The organism is uncultured Chitinophaga sp. (assembly GCF_902168175.1).
Lineage (GTDB): Bacteria > Bacteroidota > Bacteroidia > Chitinophagales > Chitinophagaceae > Chitinophaga.
Window position 1 is genome coordinate 1 of sequence record NZ_CABHOU010000039.1, and the last position, 16,747, is coordinate 16,747.

Annotated in this window: 11 protein-coding genes; 5 read left to right on the forward strand and 6 right to left on the reverse strand. The window is 46.5% G+C overall.

The window, feature by feature from the left end; all coding sequences use genetic code 11:
* Positions 1-171 precede the first annotated feature (171 nt).
* On the reverse strand, positions 172-2,151 hold the full coding sequence (gyrB, locus tag QZT80_RS08040; RefSeq protein ID WP_295120265.1) for a DNA topoisomerase (ATP-hydrolyzing) subunit B: 1,980 nt from the start codon (positions 2,149-2,151) through the stop codon (positions 172-174).
* Positions 2,152-2,301: 150 nt separating this feature from the next.
* Positions 2,302-3,954, reverse strand: a complete 1,653-nt coding sequence (locus QZT80_RS08045; protein WP_295120268.1) for a hypothetical protein — start codon at positions 3,952-3,954, stop codon at positions 2,302-2,304.
* Between the two features lie 208 nt (positions 3,955-4,162).
* On the opposite strand from QZT80_RS08045, the gene QZT80_RS08050 reads away from it, so the two are divergent.
* Positions 4,163-5,095: an AraC family transcriptional regulator gene (locus QZT80_RS08050; RefSeq protein WP_295120279.1), complete on the forward strand. Its 933-nt coding sequence runs from the start codon at positions 4,163-4,165 to the stop codon at positions 5,093-5,095.
* 980 nt (positions 5,096-6,075) lie between these two features.
* Here the strand turns inward: QZT80_RS08050 and QZT80_RS08055 are convergent.
* Positions 6,076-6,540 carry a hypothetical protein gene (locus tag QZT80_RS08055; protein WP_295120282.1) on the reverse strand — a complete coding sequence of 155 codons (465 nt, stop codon included), beginning with the start codon at positions 6,538-6,540 and terminating at the stop codon, positions 6,076-6,078.
* A 238-nt stretch (positions 6,541-6,778) separates the two neighbouring features.
* Between QZT80_RS08055 and ileS the strand changes: the two genes are divergently transcribed.
* Positions 6,779-10,108: an isoleucine--tRNA ligase gene (ileS, locus tag QZT80_RS08060; protein WP_295120285.1), complete on the forward strand. Its 3,330-nt coding sequence runs from the start codon at positions 6,779-6,781 to the stop codon at positions 10,106-10,108.
* Here ileS and QZT80_RS08065 read toward each other — a convergent pair.
* Positions 10,092-10,499, reverse strand: a complete 408-nt coding sequence (locus QZT80_RS08065; protein ID WP_295120287.1) for a hypothetical protein — start codon at positions 10,497-10,499, stop codon at positions 10,092-10,094. The genes ileS and QZT80_RS08065 overlap by 17 nt on opposite strands.
* Positions 10,500-10,506: 7 nt before the next feature.
* On the opposite strand from QZT80_RS08065, the gene QZT80_RS08070 reads away from it, so the two are divergent.
* The gene (locus QZT80_RS08070) at positions 10,507-11,160 is read left to right on the forward strand and encodes a TraR/DksA C4-type zinc finger protein (RefSeq protein ID WP_295120290.1); all 654 of its coding nucleotides are present in this window, start codon (positions 10,507-10,509) and stop codon (positions 11,158-11,160) included.
* Positions 11,161-11,217: 57 nt separating this feature from the next.
* Here the strand turns inward: QZT80_RS08070 and QZT80_RS08075 are convergent, their stop codons facing one another.
* Complete coding sequence (locus QZT80_RS08075; RefSeq protein WP_295120292.1) at positions 11,218-12,741, reverse strand: glycosyltransferase; 1,524 nt, start codon at positions 12,739-12,741, stop codon at positions 11,218-11,220.
* Positions 12,742-12,849: 108 nt separating this feature from the next.
* Positions 12,850-14,700: an ABC transporter ATP-binding protein gene (locus QZT80_RS08080; RefSeq protein ID WP_295120294.1), complete on the reverse strand. Its 1,851-nt coding sequence runs from the start codon at positions 14,698-14,700 to the stop codon at positions 12,850-12,852.
* Positions 14,701-14,851: 151 nt separating this feature from the next.
* On the opposite strand from QZT80_RS08080, the gene rbfA reads away from it, so the two are divergent.
* Both rbfA and QZT80_RS08090 read left to right on the forward strand, forming a co-directional pair.
* Positions 14,852-15,223, forward strand: a complete 372-nt coding sequence (gene rbfA / locus QZT80_RS08085) for a 30S ribosome-binding factor RbfA (protein ID WP_295120297.1) — start codon at positions 14,852-14,854, stop codon at positions 15,221-15,223.
* Positions 15,224-15,232: 9 nt separating this feature from the next.
* Entirely contained in the window at positions 15,233-16,471 is a 1,239-nt protein-coding gene (locus tag QZT80_RS08090; RefSeq protein ID WP_295120300.1) for an FtsX-like permease family protein, read from the forward strand.
* The last annotated feature ends 276 nt before the right edge of the window (positions 16,472-16,747 follow it).

Here is a 16,747-nt window from a genome sequence, read left to right on the forward strand (position 1 = left end):
GCTATAGCGCCATCGTACAAGCCATAACACAAAATCTGAAGAGGCTTAAAAGCAAATGGCTGAATAACCATTTGCCTAGCAAATTTGATTATTCAGCCATTTAAACTAACTGTTGTGCAACGGCCACATAAAGCCAGCCCTTTCGTCTAAAATATCATTTTAAAAACACAATTAAGCGTCAATTTTCGCATACTTAGCGTGCGATTCGATGAATTCTCGGCGTGGAGGAACCTCGTCGCCCATTAGCATGCTGAATACGCGGTCGGCTTCGGCAGCGCTTTCGATGGTCACCTGCTTCAGCGTACGTGTTCCCGGGTCCATGGTGGTATCCCACAGCTGCTCGGCATTCATCTCACCCAAACCTTTATAACGCTGGATGTTCACACTATCTTCTTTACCGCCGCCTGCAAGTCTTGCTACTGCTGCTTTACGCTGTTCTTCCGTCCAGGCGTATTCCTGTTCTTTACCTTTCTTAACAAGGTACAGTGGTGGTTGTGCAATGTATACGTAACCCTGGTCTACCAGGTCTTTCATATAACGGAACACGAAAGTTAATATCAGGGTGGCGATGTGGCTTCCGTCCACGTCGGCATCCGTCATGATAATCAGCTTGTGATAACGGAGTTTGCTGAGGTTGAGGGCCTTATCATCTTCTTCTGTACCGATGGTTACGCCAAGGGCGGTAAAGATGTTTTTGATCTCCTCGTTCTCATAAATCTTGTGTTCCATTGCCTTCTCCACGTTCAGGATCTTACCACGCAGTGGCAGGATGGCCTGGAAGTTACGGTTGCGGCCCTGCTTGGCAGTACCACCCGCCGAGTCTCCTTCGACAAGGTACAGTTCACATTTTTTAGGATCGTTATCGGAGCAGTCGGCCAGTTTGCCCGGCAGGCCGCTTCCGCTCATAACGCTTTTACGCTGTACGAGCTGGCGGGCTTTACGGGCAGCTTCGCGCGCCTGTGCAGCCAGTACCACTTTATTAATAATGATCTTCGCTTCTTTAGGATGCTCTTCGAGGTAATGGTCAATTACCTGTGCCACCGCACTGTCTACCACACCCATAACATCGGAGTTACCGAGTTTGGTTTTGGTCTGACCTTCGAACTGTGGTTCAGGGACCTTAACACTGATAACGGCGCTTAATCCTTCACGGAAGTCATCGCCGGTTACCTCGATCTTGGTTTTTTCGAACATCTTGTTCTTATCGCCGTAAGCTTTAAACACGCGGGTAATAGCGCGGCGGAAACCCGCAACGTGCGTACCACCTTCGATGGTGTTGATGTTGTTTACGTAAGAGAAGATATGTTCGTTGAAGGAATCGTTGTATACGAGGGCTACTTCCACCGCTACGTTAGAACCAGCATCCACTGTTTCTACATAAATAGGAGAAGGCAGCAAACCATTACGACGGCCGTTTTTATCCAGCATTTCAACGAATTCTACGATACCACCTTCGCTGTAGAACACTTCGGAAACAGGGGCGCCGTTTTCGTCAAGCTCACGCTCGTCGGTAAGCACGATCCTGATCTTGCGGTTCAGGTAGGCCAGTTCGCGTAAGCGGCCTGCGAGTATTTCGCGGTTATAGGTCCTTTCTTTAAATATCTCGTCGTCTGGCTTAAAATGCACGGTAGTACCGGTAAGCTCGCTCACACCAATTTCGCGAACGGGGTATTGGGGAGTACCCTGGCGGTATTCCTGCTCGAAGGTTTTGCCTTCGCGGTTAACGGTTACGTTCAGTACAGCGCTAAGTGCGTTCACACAACTTACACCCACACCGTGCAAACCGCCGGATACCTTATATGTATTCTTGTCGAATTTACCACCGGCGTGCAGCACTGTCATTACAACTTCGAGGGCCGAGCGGCCTTCTTTCGGGTGCATACCGGTAGGAATACCACGACCATCGTCTGACACGCGGATCGAGTTATCTTCAAGAATATTAACTTCTATATTTTTGCAGTATCCTGCGAGGGCTTCATCTATGGAGTTGTCAACTACTTCGTATACGAGGTGGTGTAAGCCTTTAACGCCTATATCACCAATGTACATAGCTGGTCTTTTCCGCACTGCTTCCAATCCTTCTAAAACCTGAATACTACCCGCGTCGTAGCCGCTGTTTGGGGTAGGAGCTTTCACTAATTCTTCACTCATATTTTTTGATGAAATTCTTTTTTTAACAAAACAGTCGAGAATCAGGCAAAAATAAGCTAAATCAAGCTGATTTCCATAAAAAAAGCACTGTTTCTGAGCAGTCAAGATGCCCGAAAACAGTGCTTTTGCGGAAATGTTGAAAAGTTGTGATTATAAAGCCTGGATGGCGTCGGTTGCGGCGATCTCCATCAACCCCTTAGAGAGGTTCTTCCATACCAGGTTGAAAAACGACTTTTTAATGTCTCTTTGATTAGTGGGATAGGCCACCCTGGCGGCTTCGCCGCGTGCAGGGTTATCCTGTTTAATGGCAATGATATTGGCCAGCATCGATTTAAACCCCTTCTTTTTCAGCTTTTTGGTATCCTCGTCCTCTTCCATTACATTGATCTTCAGATCGCTATAAATAAATTTCACCACACCTTTTGCACTCATCTCATTTCCTTTAATGTCGAAGTCGACCGACTTCACATTGCAGGATTTTATCTCCACCTTTGCCATTCCACGTACTACAGGGGTAAACTCTTTGGCAGCGTCCATAGCACCCATATGACCTGTTATGTTAAAAGCGCCTGAACTATCATCCAGCATAAACTCGAACCGCGTTTTTAACGGTCCGCTTTGCATTACTTTGGCATGTAAATCGGCCACCATGCTCTTATTACGTGCAATTACCGTATCTACATTTGTAATGTTGGTAAGGGTGCCGCCGGCATCCAGGAATTTCACGGTTCCCAGCTTCCTGGACTTCGGGTTCAACTCTGTATAAGTAATGTCTACGCTGCCAGGCTTAAGCGTATCCAGGCGCAACGGCAGTTTCAGCTTCAGTATCATCTGGTTGGGGAAAGATCCCAGTTTGTTGCCGGGCGGCATAGGGAGGGTTCTGTTACGGTAAACGTCCAGTTTCCCGCTCTTGATACGCAGCATCGAAATGAAAACCTGGCCCTGCATCAGGTTTTGCGGTTTAAAGCCCTGCGCGGTAATGCTGTCAAATTTTATATCGAACCTGTCTTTCTGTACACCTACTCTTTTATCCTGTTCGGCCCTGCTGTAGCGCGGCTCCAGTACTGCCTGCGCTACAGACAGTTCCTGGGCTGCGGCCCGGTATTTCACATCCTTTACGTGCAGCCAGTACAGGCTGTCCGGCGTTCGGAAGTCGTATTTTTTAAGATCGACGTCAAATTCCCGTGCATAGAAGAACCTGTCGGGGTCTTTGGCAGAGAGGGAGTCTATTTGAAGATCGCGTACCCGAACATCCACTTCGGTGTATTTTGTAAGCACCCGAACACTGTCTTTCCTGATGTCGGTCATTAAAAAGGTAATGTTTGAAAGGTCTATCCTGCCCAAACTAAGTCCCTGAATCTTATCCATGCCCTTTTTAACGCTTGTGTCCACGCTGTTGGCGTCGCGCACCATCGTTATTTCCGGGTCGCGCAATACCAGCGAACCGATGGCGATCTCATGTTTCCTCAGATAGCGGAATATCTTCACACCCCTTACCTCCAATACCGGTACTTTGAGCGAGAATACGGCCTCGGTAGCCCGTTGTTCGGCCTGCAGCTGACGGTAACGTAGGCTATCGGGCCGCAATTCTGCATTGGCAATGCTCACGTTACCGGTAAGCACGTTCATATCTATATCGGTATAGCTAAGATGGTAAAGACTATCAGTGGCTTTCTGCACGTAAATCTTCAACTCCTTATTGAGAATACGCTTCCAGTGATTGTTCAGGTAAATGCCCGTAATAACCACCGCGACTATCAGCACAGCCAGGGTAATCAACGCCACTTTAAGGAACTTTTTCATGTACGACAAATTGGTAGACTATATGTTGTACTAAATCCATACCAAGCGGGGAACTCTGCACTTTGAGGTGTAAATGTGGTATTTAGTTAATGTATTTATATATTGATAATCAATCGTGGTTACTTGCAGGTGACCGCTATATTGTAAGGTGAGTGTCAAACCGCCAAATGTTAACCCGTGATTCTGTATTTTTGCTTCGCTTTAACAGATGAAAGAACTACAGGACATATTAATGCTCGCAATCCAGCAGCCAGCCATGCACGATCAGCTTAAGCTGGCCGAGTCGGATGCAGTGGCTGTTCCTGATTGCCTTGATTTTACATTACAACGGTTTACATACGACAGGCCTTTACCGGTAGAAGATGTGGCAATGGTGGTTTACCAGCCTGCAAAAAGGGGACAGTCTGCTGCGATAGAGTTGCGCTATTGCGTGGCCGGCAGTAAGTACTGTACTAACCCAGGCTGTACCGACCAGGTATGCGCCGGTGGCAACAAACACGATAAGGAAACCTGTAACGAACGGGTGCCTTCTGTAGATATGATTACTGTGCGTTTCCAACCCGGTTTCATTCAAACACTGCAAAAGGGAAATTCCAACTCTACTCTTTTCGAATTACAATCAAAGAAACCATTCGTTAAAACGATTGCACCCTGCACCAAATCTAAAAAGGTGTTAGAGCAAATGGTGCATCATAATTACGAAGGTATCCTGAAAAATATCTTCCTGCAAAGTAAGGCGCTCGAGCTCCTGCTGTTCAGTTCCGACCAGTTTATTCAGAACGATACGGACGAACGTTATGGCTGCCGCTTCCTTACGCATATGGAAGACCGTGAGAAGATCACCAAAGCCCGCGATATCCTGCTGGAGCAGTTGGATGCGCCAATCACGATACGTGAACTGGCCCGTCGTATTGCCATGAACGAATGTTACCTGAAGAAAGGTTTTAAGGCCACTTACGGTACTACTATTTATGACTACTTCCAGAAAGAAAGAATGGAGAAAGCGAAGGGCTTGTTGTATGAAAAAGGACTATCCGTATCTGAAGTAGCTATCATGATGGGTTATTCCTGCATCTCCCACTTCTCTACCGCCTTTAAAAAGCACACCGGCCTTAAACCCTGCGAATTGCTTTTAAGATAATATTATATTGATTACCAGTATATTAAATGTCCCGCTAGCCGGGACATTTTCATTTTTCCGGATACGATCTTTTCTTTTCCCGATTTCGAAACTACTCTTCGGGCATTTGATGTTCCTTTGTATCACGATCGAAGGATATCTATCCCGATTTTATCATAAGCTTCCTTATCAGATTTGACCTTAAAAAAGGAAAAGCTTTAAGACGATAGTAAAGCCATTATTAAACGGCAATGCACATCAAACACCATTTGACCTTAAATTGCATTGCCGGGTCTTTAAGTTTTTCCACCGTAATTTGCACAAGCCGTCCCGCATTGCCGGGACGGCTTTTTTTATGCCCTTTTTAAAAAGTGATCTTTAGATTTATTTACCGCAAATCGATTATTGCTCATGTTGTTGCTGTCGCTGAAGTGAGTGACTTTTAGGTTTGTACTCCGTACCACATGTTATTACAGCGAAAGCCCCCTAAGGATGCCTAATTCTTCTATTGTGTGCCGCGTTAGCGGGCATCACCCTGACCGTCATCGCGAGGAACGAAGCGATCCTCTTGCGCAGTCTTCGCATCAGTAAAACAGTGTGTGCCAGCGTATGTTAGTACGGGCAAAGAAGTTGGGATTTCGCAAGGCACAGCCTATCATGCAGGTAAGCCGATAGCATTGCCATATTTAGCCGTACTAACAGCCGTTCAGATAGTAGGTAATATGATCATGGTACGGGCAGTAGCCCTTTGGTCGGCCGCCGTTGTGTCACACTCTTCATCAGTAAGTTCACTATTGGGCTGTTTATTAATCGCCCGCAATATCACAGCAATTGTACGTGCAAAGATGTCTGGCGTGCTGACAAAATGTAAAAGGCCTGCCAACCAGGCAAGCCGTGAGTATGTAATAAGTCTTGAGTTAACACAAAAAGAAAACCCCGCCCAAAAGAGCAGGGTCTGTCCTATTTATCCCTATACCTATGAAATACGTTGTTGAAAAATCTTACTCGGTGATTGTTCCGGCTTCGTTCAGCAAAACTGTTTTTGCTGCGCCATTATCATCGATGCTGATTTTGTAATATGCCGCTACGTCCGATCTCTCTATCTTCCATCCTTCTTTAACAACCGCAGCGGGATATTTGTTCTTTAGCGTTGAACTAACTCCTTCCGGAATATTAGTTCCAAACTCAGTTCTGGTTGCTACCCAGTTTCCCTCTCCACCATATTCTGCAGATGTTTTCACTTCTGCATTATTGAAATTAGCGATCCAGTTACCTGAACTTGATTTCGTCCATATAACGTCGGAAGACCCAGTAAAGTTTTGTTGAAAAGCAGTTTTAACATTTTCAGGGGCCTCAACTTTCTTTACAGCAACTTTCGTTGTTTTTTTCGGCGATTTCTTTTGTTGTGCAAAAGCCATGCCTGAAGACAGCAAGGCAGCACAAATAATTAAGGTTACTCTTTTCATAAAGACATGGTGTTTGTATGGTTAAATTGCTTAGCTGTAACTCTAAAACACTAAGCGAAAACAATGCCAAAAACGAAACTTAACACTTAATTATTGTAAATTACGCAAAATTTCAACCAAAATTATTAAAAATCCTCCAATTTCTCCCAAAAAACTGGTTATCTGGCAATACGCGCGTATTTTGTAACTTTGCAATCTTTTACATTATCCAATAACAACAAAGGCAAGGGGATTGTTTATGTCCAGCAAGTACCAGGAATATAGCCAATTGAATTTACCACAGATAGAAAGAGAAATACTTCAACAGTGGGAACAGCACCAGATATTCGAAAAAAGTATAGATGAGCGTGAAGGCGCCGTTCCTTTCGTGTTCTACGAAGGCCCTCCAAGCGCTAATGGCATGCCTGGTATTCACCACGTAATTTCCCGTGCAGTGAAGGACCTGGTTTGCCGCTATAAAACCATGCAGGGTTTCCAGGTGAAACGTAAGGGCGGTTGGGATACCCACGGCCTGCCAGTGGAAATTGGCGTGGAAAGAATGCTGGGCATTACTAAAGAAGATATCGGTAAAAAGATATCTATCGCGGATTATAATGAAACCTGCCGCCGCGAGGTACTCAAGTTTAAGGACAAATGGGACGAACTGACCCATAAAATGGGTTATTGGGTAGATCTTGAGAAACCTTACGTAACATTTGAGAATAACTATATAGAAAGCCTCTGGTGGGCGCTGCAAACGCTCTACAAAAAGGGTTTCCTTTATAAAAGTGTAAGTATCCAGCCATATTCACCGGCTGCAGGTACAGGTTTAAGTTCTGCCGAACTGAACATGCCCGGTACCTATAAAGATGTGAAGGATACCACGATCGTAGCGATGTTTAAGGCTGTTCAGTCGGATGAATCGAAATTCCTGTTCGATGCGGCGGGTAACGACCAGGTATATTTCCTGGCCTGGACCACCACCCCCTGGACGCTGCCTTCCAACCTGGGCTTGACTGTTGGGGCTAAAATAGAATATGTATTGGTTAAAACATTCAACCAGTATACCTACCAGCCCATCAATGTGATAATTGCCAAAGCCCTGCTCGGCAAGTATTTCAAACCGGAGGCGGAGAATGCGGATTTCGGTGAATATAAAGAAGGAGATAAACTCATCCCCTGGACTATCCTCAGTTCTTTTACGGGGAGCCAGCTTGAAAATCTGCGCTACGAGCAACTGTTCCCCTATGCCCAGCCCGAGGAAGGTGACCCTTTCCGTGTGCTGATCGGCGATTTCGTAACCACGGAAGATGGTACGGGTATCGTGCATACCGCGCCGGCTTTTGGTGCGGATGATAACCGCGTGGGTAAGAAATACGGTATCGGCATCCTTACACTGGTTGACCGCCAGGGTAAATTCACGGATAACGTGGGTGAGTTTTCCGGCCGCTATGTAAAGAATTATAAGAGCGACCCGGAATATAAAGAGGTGGATGTAGACATCGCCATCAAACTGAAACAAGAAAACCGCGCCTTTAAAGTAGAGAAGTATGAACATACCTACCCGCACTGCTGGCGTACCGATAAACCCGTACTGTACTACCCGCTGGACGCCTGGTTTATAAAAACCACCGCGGTTAAAGACAGGATGGTGGAGCTGAACAAAACCATCAACTGGAAACCTGCTTCTACCGGTACCGGCCGTTTTGGTAACTGGCTGGAGAATATGGTGGACTGGAACCTGAGCCGCAGCCGTTACTGGGGTACGCCTTTACCTATCTGGCGTACAGAAGACGGCAGCGAAGAGATCTGTATCGGCAGTATAGAAGAGTTAAATAAAGAGATACGTAAAGCCAGTGAAGTGCTGGGCGGCGATGTGAATACGCATTACCTCCACGAAGGCATTCTTGATCTGCACAAGCCTTATGTAGACGATATTATCCTGGTGAGCCCATCTGGCAAACCCATGAAACGCGAGCCTGACCTGGTAGATGTTTGGTTTGACAGCGGTGCTATGCCCTACGCACAATGGCACTATCCATTCGAAAATAAAGATATGGTGGACGCACCTGCAAAAGCGTTCCCTGCTGATTTTATTGCCGAAGGTGTGGATCAGACCCGTGGATGGTTTTACACGTTGCATGCGCTCGGTGTAATGCTGTTCGATAGCGTAGCCTATAAAACCGTTGTTTCCAATGGTTTGGTACTCGACAAAAATGGAGTGAAGATGAGTAAACGGCTGGGTAACATCGTAGACCCATTCGACACCATCGAGAAAATGGGCGCCGACGCTACCCGCTGGTACCTGATCACCAACGCTTCCCCATGGGACAGTGTGAAGTTTGATGCCGAAGGGATCAAAGAAGCGCAGCGTAAGATCTTCTCTACATTATATAATACCTATAACTTCTTCGCGATGTACGCCAACCTCGACAAATTCAGTTTTGCCGAGCAGTACGTTCCGCTGGAAGAGCGTCCGGAAATCGACCGTTGGATCATTTCCCTGCTCAATACCCTGGTGAAGAAAGTAAATACGAGCTTCGATGATTACGAGCCTACCCAGGCCGGCCGTGCTATACAAGAGTTTGTAGATGAACACCTTAGCAACTGGTACGTGCGCCTTTGCCGTCGCCGTTTCTGGAAAGGGGAGTATAACCAGGACAAAATCAGCGCTTACCAGACCTTATATGAGTGTTTAGAGAAAATAGTGCAGATGATGGCCCCCGTATCGCCATTTTTTGCCGACTGGATGTTCGGTAACCTGAACAGTGTCAGCAACCGTGTTAAAGCGGCGTCTGTACATCTTACCGCTTTCCCGAAAGCAGATGAAAAGGCAGTGGACCCGGAACTGGAGGAGCGGATGCAGCTGGCCCAGGATATCTCATCACTGGTGTTGAGCCTGCGTAAGAAAACCAATCTTAAGGTAAGGCAGCCGCTGCAGAAGATCCTGATACCGGTACTGGACCCTCATATGCAACAGCAGGTTCAGTTGATAGAACACTTGATAAAAAGTGAAGTGAATGTAAAAAGTATTGAGTATCTTACCGAAACCGAGGGCTTTATCAAGAAAAAGATTAAGGCAAACTTCAAGACATTGGGCAGCAAGATGGGCGCCAAAATGAAAGCAGTAGCAAACGCCATTGCCCAATTTACCCAACATGACATAGCCACGATTGAAAAAACAGGTGAGTTTGGCTTAATCGTTGATAATGAACGAGTATCGATCTCGCTGTCTGATGTAGAGATAATCTCTGAAGACATTCCCGGATGGACGGTAGCCAACAAAGGACCACTTACGGTTGCCCTTGATATTACCATTACACCCGAATTACAGGACGAAGGAAACGCCCGAGAGCTCGTTAACCGGATACAGAAAATCCGGAAGGACAGTGGCTTTGAACTTACGGACAGGATAGAGGTGACGGTGGCTGCTCCGGAGGAGCTCAAAACAGCGATTCTTAACTTTAATAACTATATTTGCACGGAAATTTTGGCAGATAGCTTGGAAATAGTGCCGCAATTACAGGAAGGAACAGAAGTTGAAGTTAACGAATTAAAATTTAATGTATTAGTTAACAAAAAAAGCTAGTCCCCATGGCAACAAAAAAGAAGGTTGCTAGTAAAACTACCAAGAAAGTAGCTCCGGCTAAAAAAACTGTCGCCAAGCCTGCACCTGTGGCTAAAAAAGCCGCAGTGAAGCCTGCTCCTGCAAAGAAAGCTGCTCCTGCAAAAGCTAAAACTACAGCCGCGCCGAAAAAGGCAGCCGCAAAACCGGTAGCCAAAAAAGCTGCTCCGGTTAAGCCGGCTCCTAAAAAGGCAGCCGCAAAGCCTTTACCGGCAGCAAAACGAGCTGCTAAAAGTACCGCTTCTGCAGTTGCTAAGAAAGGCCCGGTAGTTGCTAAGAAAACAGCACCTGTTGCCAAGGCACCAGCAATTAAAAAGGTTCCTGCCGTCCCGCAGAAACCATCGATAAAAAGCATTCCGGCAGTGAAAACTTCAAAACCGGTAATTTCTAAACCCGTAGAAAAAGAAGATATGCCAGCAAAGAAAGTTGTACAGGAGAAAAAGGAGAAAGAAACAACAAGCAAAGCAAAGCCGGTAGAAGCCGTTAAGCCAGTTGAAAAGCCGGTAGTGCGTGCCACTGTAAGGCCAGCCTCTTCAAGGGCTGCCGAAGCGAAGGCTAGCACCAAAACGGTGATGCAAACTGTTTCTTATCAACCTGAATTCACAAAGTCTGTACTGGACCAACCTGATGCTGCTGTAGGTCCCGTTTACCGTTACAGCGACTCAGAATTGGGTGAGTTTAAGGAAATCATCATGAAGAAAGTTGATGCCGCTAAAAAAGAACTGGTTTACCTCCAGGGTCTTATTACCCGCAAAGACGAAGCTGGTACTGATGATACTGAGAACAAGTACATGAGCATGGAAGATGGCAGCGGCTCCCAGGAACGTGAGCAGCTTAACCAAATGGCTTCCCGCCAGATCCAGTTCATCGATCACCTCGAAAAAGCGCTTATGCGTATTGAGAACAAAACTTACGGAATTTGCCGCGTAACCGGTAAACTTATCGATAAGGCTCGTCTTAAAGCTGTTCCGCATGCTACATTAAGCATCGAAGCGAAACTGGCCAAGAGCAAGTAATTTATTCTGAACTTCTATTGAAAAGGCCACCTGCTTGCAGGTGGCCTTTTAGGTTTATTAACAGGGCTGCGGCTCCTTCGCACTTCCCAGCGATTTTACCGCCAGGTATAATAGTCCCGCAGTGGCTAAGCCAATCAGGCTACCAACACCTATTCTCCGCAAACTCTTTCGATCGCTCCATTTTTGTGCTGTTTTTTCGGGGGATGCCTGCGCAATATCCAGTAACGGAGCCAACTGCCCGCCCCTGATAATTTTATCTGCTACTGCGCATACTTCCTCATCCTGTGGATCAAACGCAACACCTATTCCCGATTCGCGTAACATGTCGATGTCCATGGTACCATTGCCTACAAATATTACGTTCTGCGCAGGGATATGATATTTAGTACGCACATATTCCAGTAAGTGACTACGGTTATAAACAGGCGGAGCCTCGGCAGCGCCGTCGTGCTGCAGGAAGTAATCGGGAATCGTAATTTCACCGGTAGCCACACTGTGAAATAAATGCAGCCGGTTTGCAAAGGCAAAGTCCATCCCCAGTTTATTTTTCATATGATTGGCCACGCATTCAAAACCATCGGTTACCAGGCCCACCACATACCCGCGTTTCTTTAATGCTTTTACTACTCCGCGAATATCCGCGGTAACAGGAATACTATCTGCCACCTCCAGCAACTCCGCCAGGTTGCGGTCCTGGAACAGCGCCGCGGTGCGGGAAAGGATGGAGATGGGATCTTTGTAATGATGAAGGATCTGCACCAGTGATTCTTCCCTGTCAAATACAGCTGCTGCGAGGTAGAGATAACTTTGCTGGAAGATGGTTTCGTCGAGATTAAAGATCACCATCTTTTGCAGCTTGTCTATCGATTCGAGAATGGAATATTCCATTTGCTCGCGAATGATATTAATATTGCCAAGTGTTTCCAGGTTCTGCTGCGGGATACTTTCTGCTTTGTGCAGAATGGTGCGCGATACCTCGCGCGACATCTTGCTCAGTTGTTCCCAGGTTTGCATGGCGTTTTCGACACGGCCTATATTTACTTCGGATATGCGCGCACCACTAAGGTGCATATCTATCAGTAAACCGATATCTACCCCATAATCATTTTCGAATTTAACACCTCGTAAAAACGACTTACGTGCGGCAATCATACCACTAAGCGGTTGTTGGAAATATTCGAGATCGGGGAATAAAATACTAAGCAGTGGTTTGGCTACCAGTTTGGTTACGCGGCCTGCCTGCCTTTCGAAATACGACTTTGTAAAATCTGCTTCGTCATTCACGATCGGATCGGTGAGTAATTCTACGATGTTTTCCGGGTAGGTAAGAATATCTCCGTCCACATATGCAACGATATCATGTTTTGCTGCCATCATTCCCTCACGCATCGATACGCCTTTGCCTCGCTGGCTGCTCGTAATAACCCGCACTTTTTCTTTCAAAGCTTCTTCCACCGAATTGTCGGAGGAGTTGTCGTCTACTACGATGATCTCTATCTTCCTGGATGTTTTTCTAAGCGTTCTGATTACCTGCCTGATGGTTTTTCCTTCGTTCAACACGGGTATTACAATTGATATCATAGGAGACACATTTTTAGGTTCGCACCAAGGCCCCAAAAATGATACCAGAGGGTATAAAAAAAGGAACGGGCAGCCCCGTTCCTGTTAAGTTTTTATGGTGTTTTACGACTATTTGAATTCCTGCATTTCCACCAGCTTTTTATAGATGCCGTTTGTATTTAATAACTCATCGTGCCTGCCCCGTTCTACGATCTCTCCTTTTTCCATCACGATGATCTCATCCGCATGCTGAATAGTAGAAAGACGGTGTGCGATCACAATGCTGGTACGGTTCTTCATCAGGTTGTTCAATGCATCCTGCACCAGTTTTTCCGATTCGGTATCAAGGGCCGAAGTGGCTTCGTCGAGTATAAGAATAGGAGGGTTTTTGAAGATGGCGCGGGCAATAGTAAGGCGCTGGCGCTGACCGCCACTCAGTTTAAGACCACGGTCGCCAATATTAGTATCGTAACCGTTTTCCAGTTGCTCAATAAATTCGTGGGCATTGGCGATTTTAGCGGCCTGTATTACTGCCTCGCGGTTGGCGTCGGGCTGACCGAACGCAATGTTGTTAAACACGGTTTCATTAAACAAAATCGCTTCCTGCGACACAATGCCCATCAACTGGCGAAGGTCTTTCATTTTCAGGTCGCGGATATCTTTTCCATCTATCTTAATACTACCGTTGGTTACATCATAGAATCTTGGTAAAAGATCTACCATGGTGGATTTACCGGCACCGCTTCGTCCAACAAGCGCTACCATTTTTCCTTTCGTAATATTGAGATTGACGTTCTTTAATATTTCGTGCTGATCGTCGTATTTAAACGACATGTTCTCGTACGAGATCGCGTTTTCGAAGTTAGTTACAGGTTGTGCATTCTCTTTCTCTGTAACAGAAATGGGTTCGTCGAGTACTTCGTAAATGCGTTCGGCCGCTACAATGCCACGTTGCATGGTGGTGACTGCGTTCGAGATATTTTTCGCAGGCTGAAGGATCTGCGAATACAAGGCCAGGTAACCAATAAATGCCGCCGCTCCAATGGCGTCGCCCTGGTCAGAAAGGATCATGCTGCCCCCATACATCACTAATATCACCACTACGCCCACACCCAGCACTTCCGAAACGGGCGATGCCATTTCACGTTGATTAAACATCGACCTGCTGATGCGGGAGAACTGCTGGTTGATGTATGCCAGCTTACGCTGCATGAAACCTTCGGCCGTAAAACCCTGCACAATACGGATACCGCCAATCGTTTCTTCAGATACGTTCAGTATTTTACCCAGCATTTCCTGGCTGTAACGGCTTTTGTTTTTCAACTTCTTCGAAATATACCCGATCAATGCACCGGATAAAGGGAAGAAGATGATAGTGAACAGCGTGAGTTTAGCGGAGATGAGGAATAATACAACGAAGTAACCGATGATAATGAACGGGTCGCGGAGAAAAACCTGGATAGAGTTTACCACAGAGTTTTCTACTTCCTGCGCATCATTGGTGAGTGTTGAAAGTATTTGTCCCTTTTGTCGTTTATGGTAAAATGCAAGTGACTGATGGGAGAGATGGGTGTATACATCGTTACGCATCCGCTCCAATATCTTCATTCTAAGGCGCCCCATTACGCGGGAAGCCATGTAACGGGCAATATTGGCGAGTATCGAAGCTACTACAATGATGGCGCAAACAAAACCAAGTGCGTACACCGGCCCATCGATCGGGCCGTATTTTTGGATAATGCTCCAGTTGTAATATTCGAACGCACCGGTGAGGTATTTCTGTATGTTAGCGATCGCGAATTCGGGCATTGCAGTTACCGGCGCATGGTCTTTTGTTTTAAAGAGCGTATCCAGCAAAGGTATCAGCATTGCGAAGTTCAGCATGCCGAAAATGATGCCGAAGAACGTATATATCAGGTATTCCGGTAAAAAGTGATGTAGAGGAGTGGCAAATTGAAGCAGCCGCCTGAAAACTTTCATTCTCAATAAATCTTTGTCAGTCCGCAAATTACTACATTTAATCGGTTTGGGGCCTGCGCCTGTTAATCCGCCGGAAATGGTTAATTTCGTGGCTGAACAATAAGTGAAATGGATAGAGAGCAGGCTATTGTTCAGATTAAAAACGACAAATATGCAAGAAACAAAAAGGCAGAAACAAGTAGCACAGCAGGTGCAGCAGGAGCTTAGCCAAATTTTCCAACGTATGGGGCTGAACGTGATAAACGGAGGGATGATATCTATCGCTTCTGTTAAAATGACCCCCGACCTGCTGGAAGCGCGTGTGTACCTGAGCCTTTTCCAGATAAAGGACCAGGTGGAGATGCTGACCAGTATTCAAGACCGTACCGGTGAGATCAGGAAAGAACTGGGCAACCGTATGGCCAAACAATTACGCCGTATCCCTTACCTGGCTTTCTTTGTAGATGATACGCTGGAATATGTGTTTAAGATGGAAGAGGTATTTAAAAAGATAGAGAAAGACGACGAAGAAAGGAAAGCTTAAAGCACCCGCATGATCTGGCAATTCGCATCCCGTTACTTCTGGGCAAGGAAATCTACCAATGCTATTAATATCATTGCCTGGGTAAGCGTGGGCGCCATTGCCGTTGGTACAGCGGCCCTTGTTATTGTATTAAGCGTATTTAACGGCTTTGAAGGACTTGTTAAATCGCTCTATTCCTCTTTTTACCCCAGTCTTAAAATAGTGCCCGAGGGTGGTAAAACCTTCCTGTTAACACCGGCGCAACTGAAGCAAATCGCCCAGGTGCCCGGGGTGGCGCACTATACCGAGATCATCGAAGAAAAAGCAGTACTTAGTTACGGCGGCGATCAAACGATCGCTGTAATGAAAGGGGTGGATGACAATTACCTGAAAGTGGCGGGCATTCAGTCCAAGATAATCAGGGGTAAGTTTGAAACCGGCGATGAAGAAAGTTATAAAGCCGTAGTAGGTATTGGTCTTGAAACAGCCCTTGGGGTAGATGTGGAACATAGCCTTGTGCCTGTTTCCGTATATGTGCCCCGCCGCGAAGGTGCCAGCAGCCAGGGCATCGATCTCAGTTTGCCCGAACAGGCGCTGAGTAACGGTGTTTTGTATCCCGTAGGCACTTTCGCCATACAACAAGACTTCGACAGCAAGTATGTGTTAACCCACATCAACTTCATGCGCAGTTTACTGAGCATGGCACCCGGCGAACTCTCCGCCCTCGAAATAGCCATTACACCCAAAGCAAATGATGAACGGATTAAAGAGCAGCTACAGGAGTTGCTCGGCGATAAAGTGAGGGTACAAACGCGGTTCGAGCAAAACCAAACCCTTTACATCATCATGCGTATGGAGAAGTGGGTGGTGTACATCTTTCTCAGTTTTATCTTGGTAATTGCCGCCTTTAACATGATCGGCTCCCTTTCTATGCTGGTGATCGAGAAGCGGAAAGACATTACTATCCTGAAGGCTATGGGCAGCCCTAATAACCGTATCCTCCGCATCTTCCTGAGTGAAGGGCTCATCATAGCCGGTATAGGCTCGCTCATCGGTTTTTCCATTGCCCTTATTTTCCTTACGCTGCAACAGCAATTCGGCATCGTTAAACTCGGTGGCGATTCGTTTTTGATAGATGCGTTCCCGGTAGAAATGCACCTCGACGACTTCCTGCTCGTCAGTGGTACCGTACTGGTCATTGGCTTCCTGGCCGGCTGGTATCCTGCCATGCGGGCCTCTGCACAACCCATCGACCTGAAAGCTACCTGATTACATTTCCTTTCTGCCAAGGCATTCCCCCCAACCAGCCTTGGGTGGTATTATCTTATTGATTTATAGCTATTTGTTATCGACAGGTGCCGTATGGCTACTGGTCTGTTTCCCGGCTGAAAAACGCCTGCCGGGTGGCGGATGGTCGTACCATCCCGGCATGATCCATGATAGATCCTGGCCTCATCCTAGGTTCATCCTAGGTTTATCCTAGGTTCATTCTAGGTTCATTCTAGGTTAAATAGCCTGGAATGAACCTAGGATCAACCTTAGATC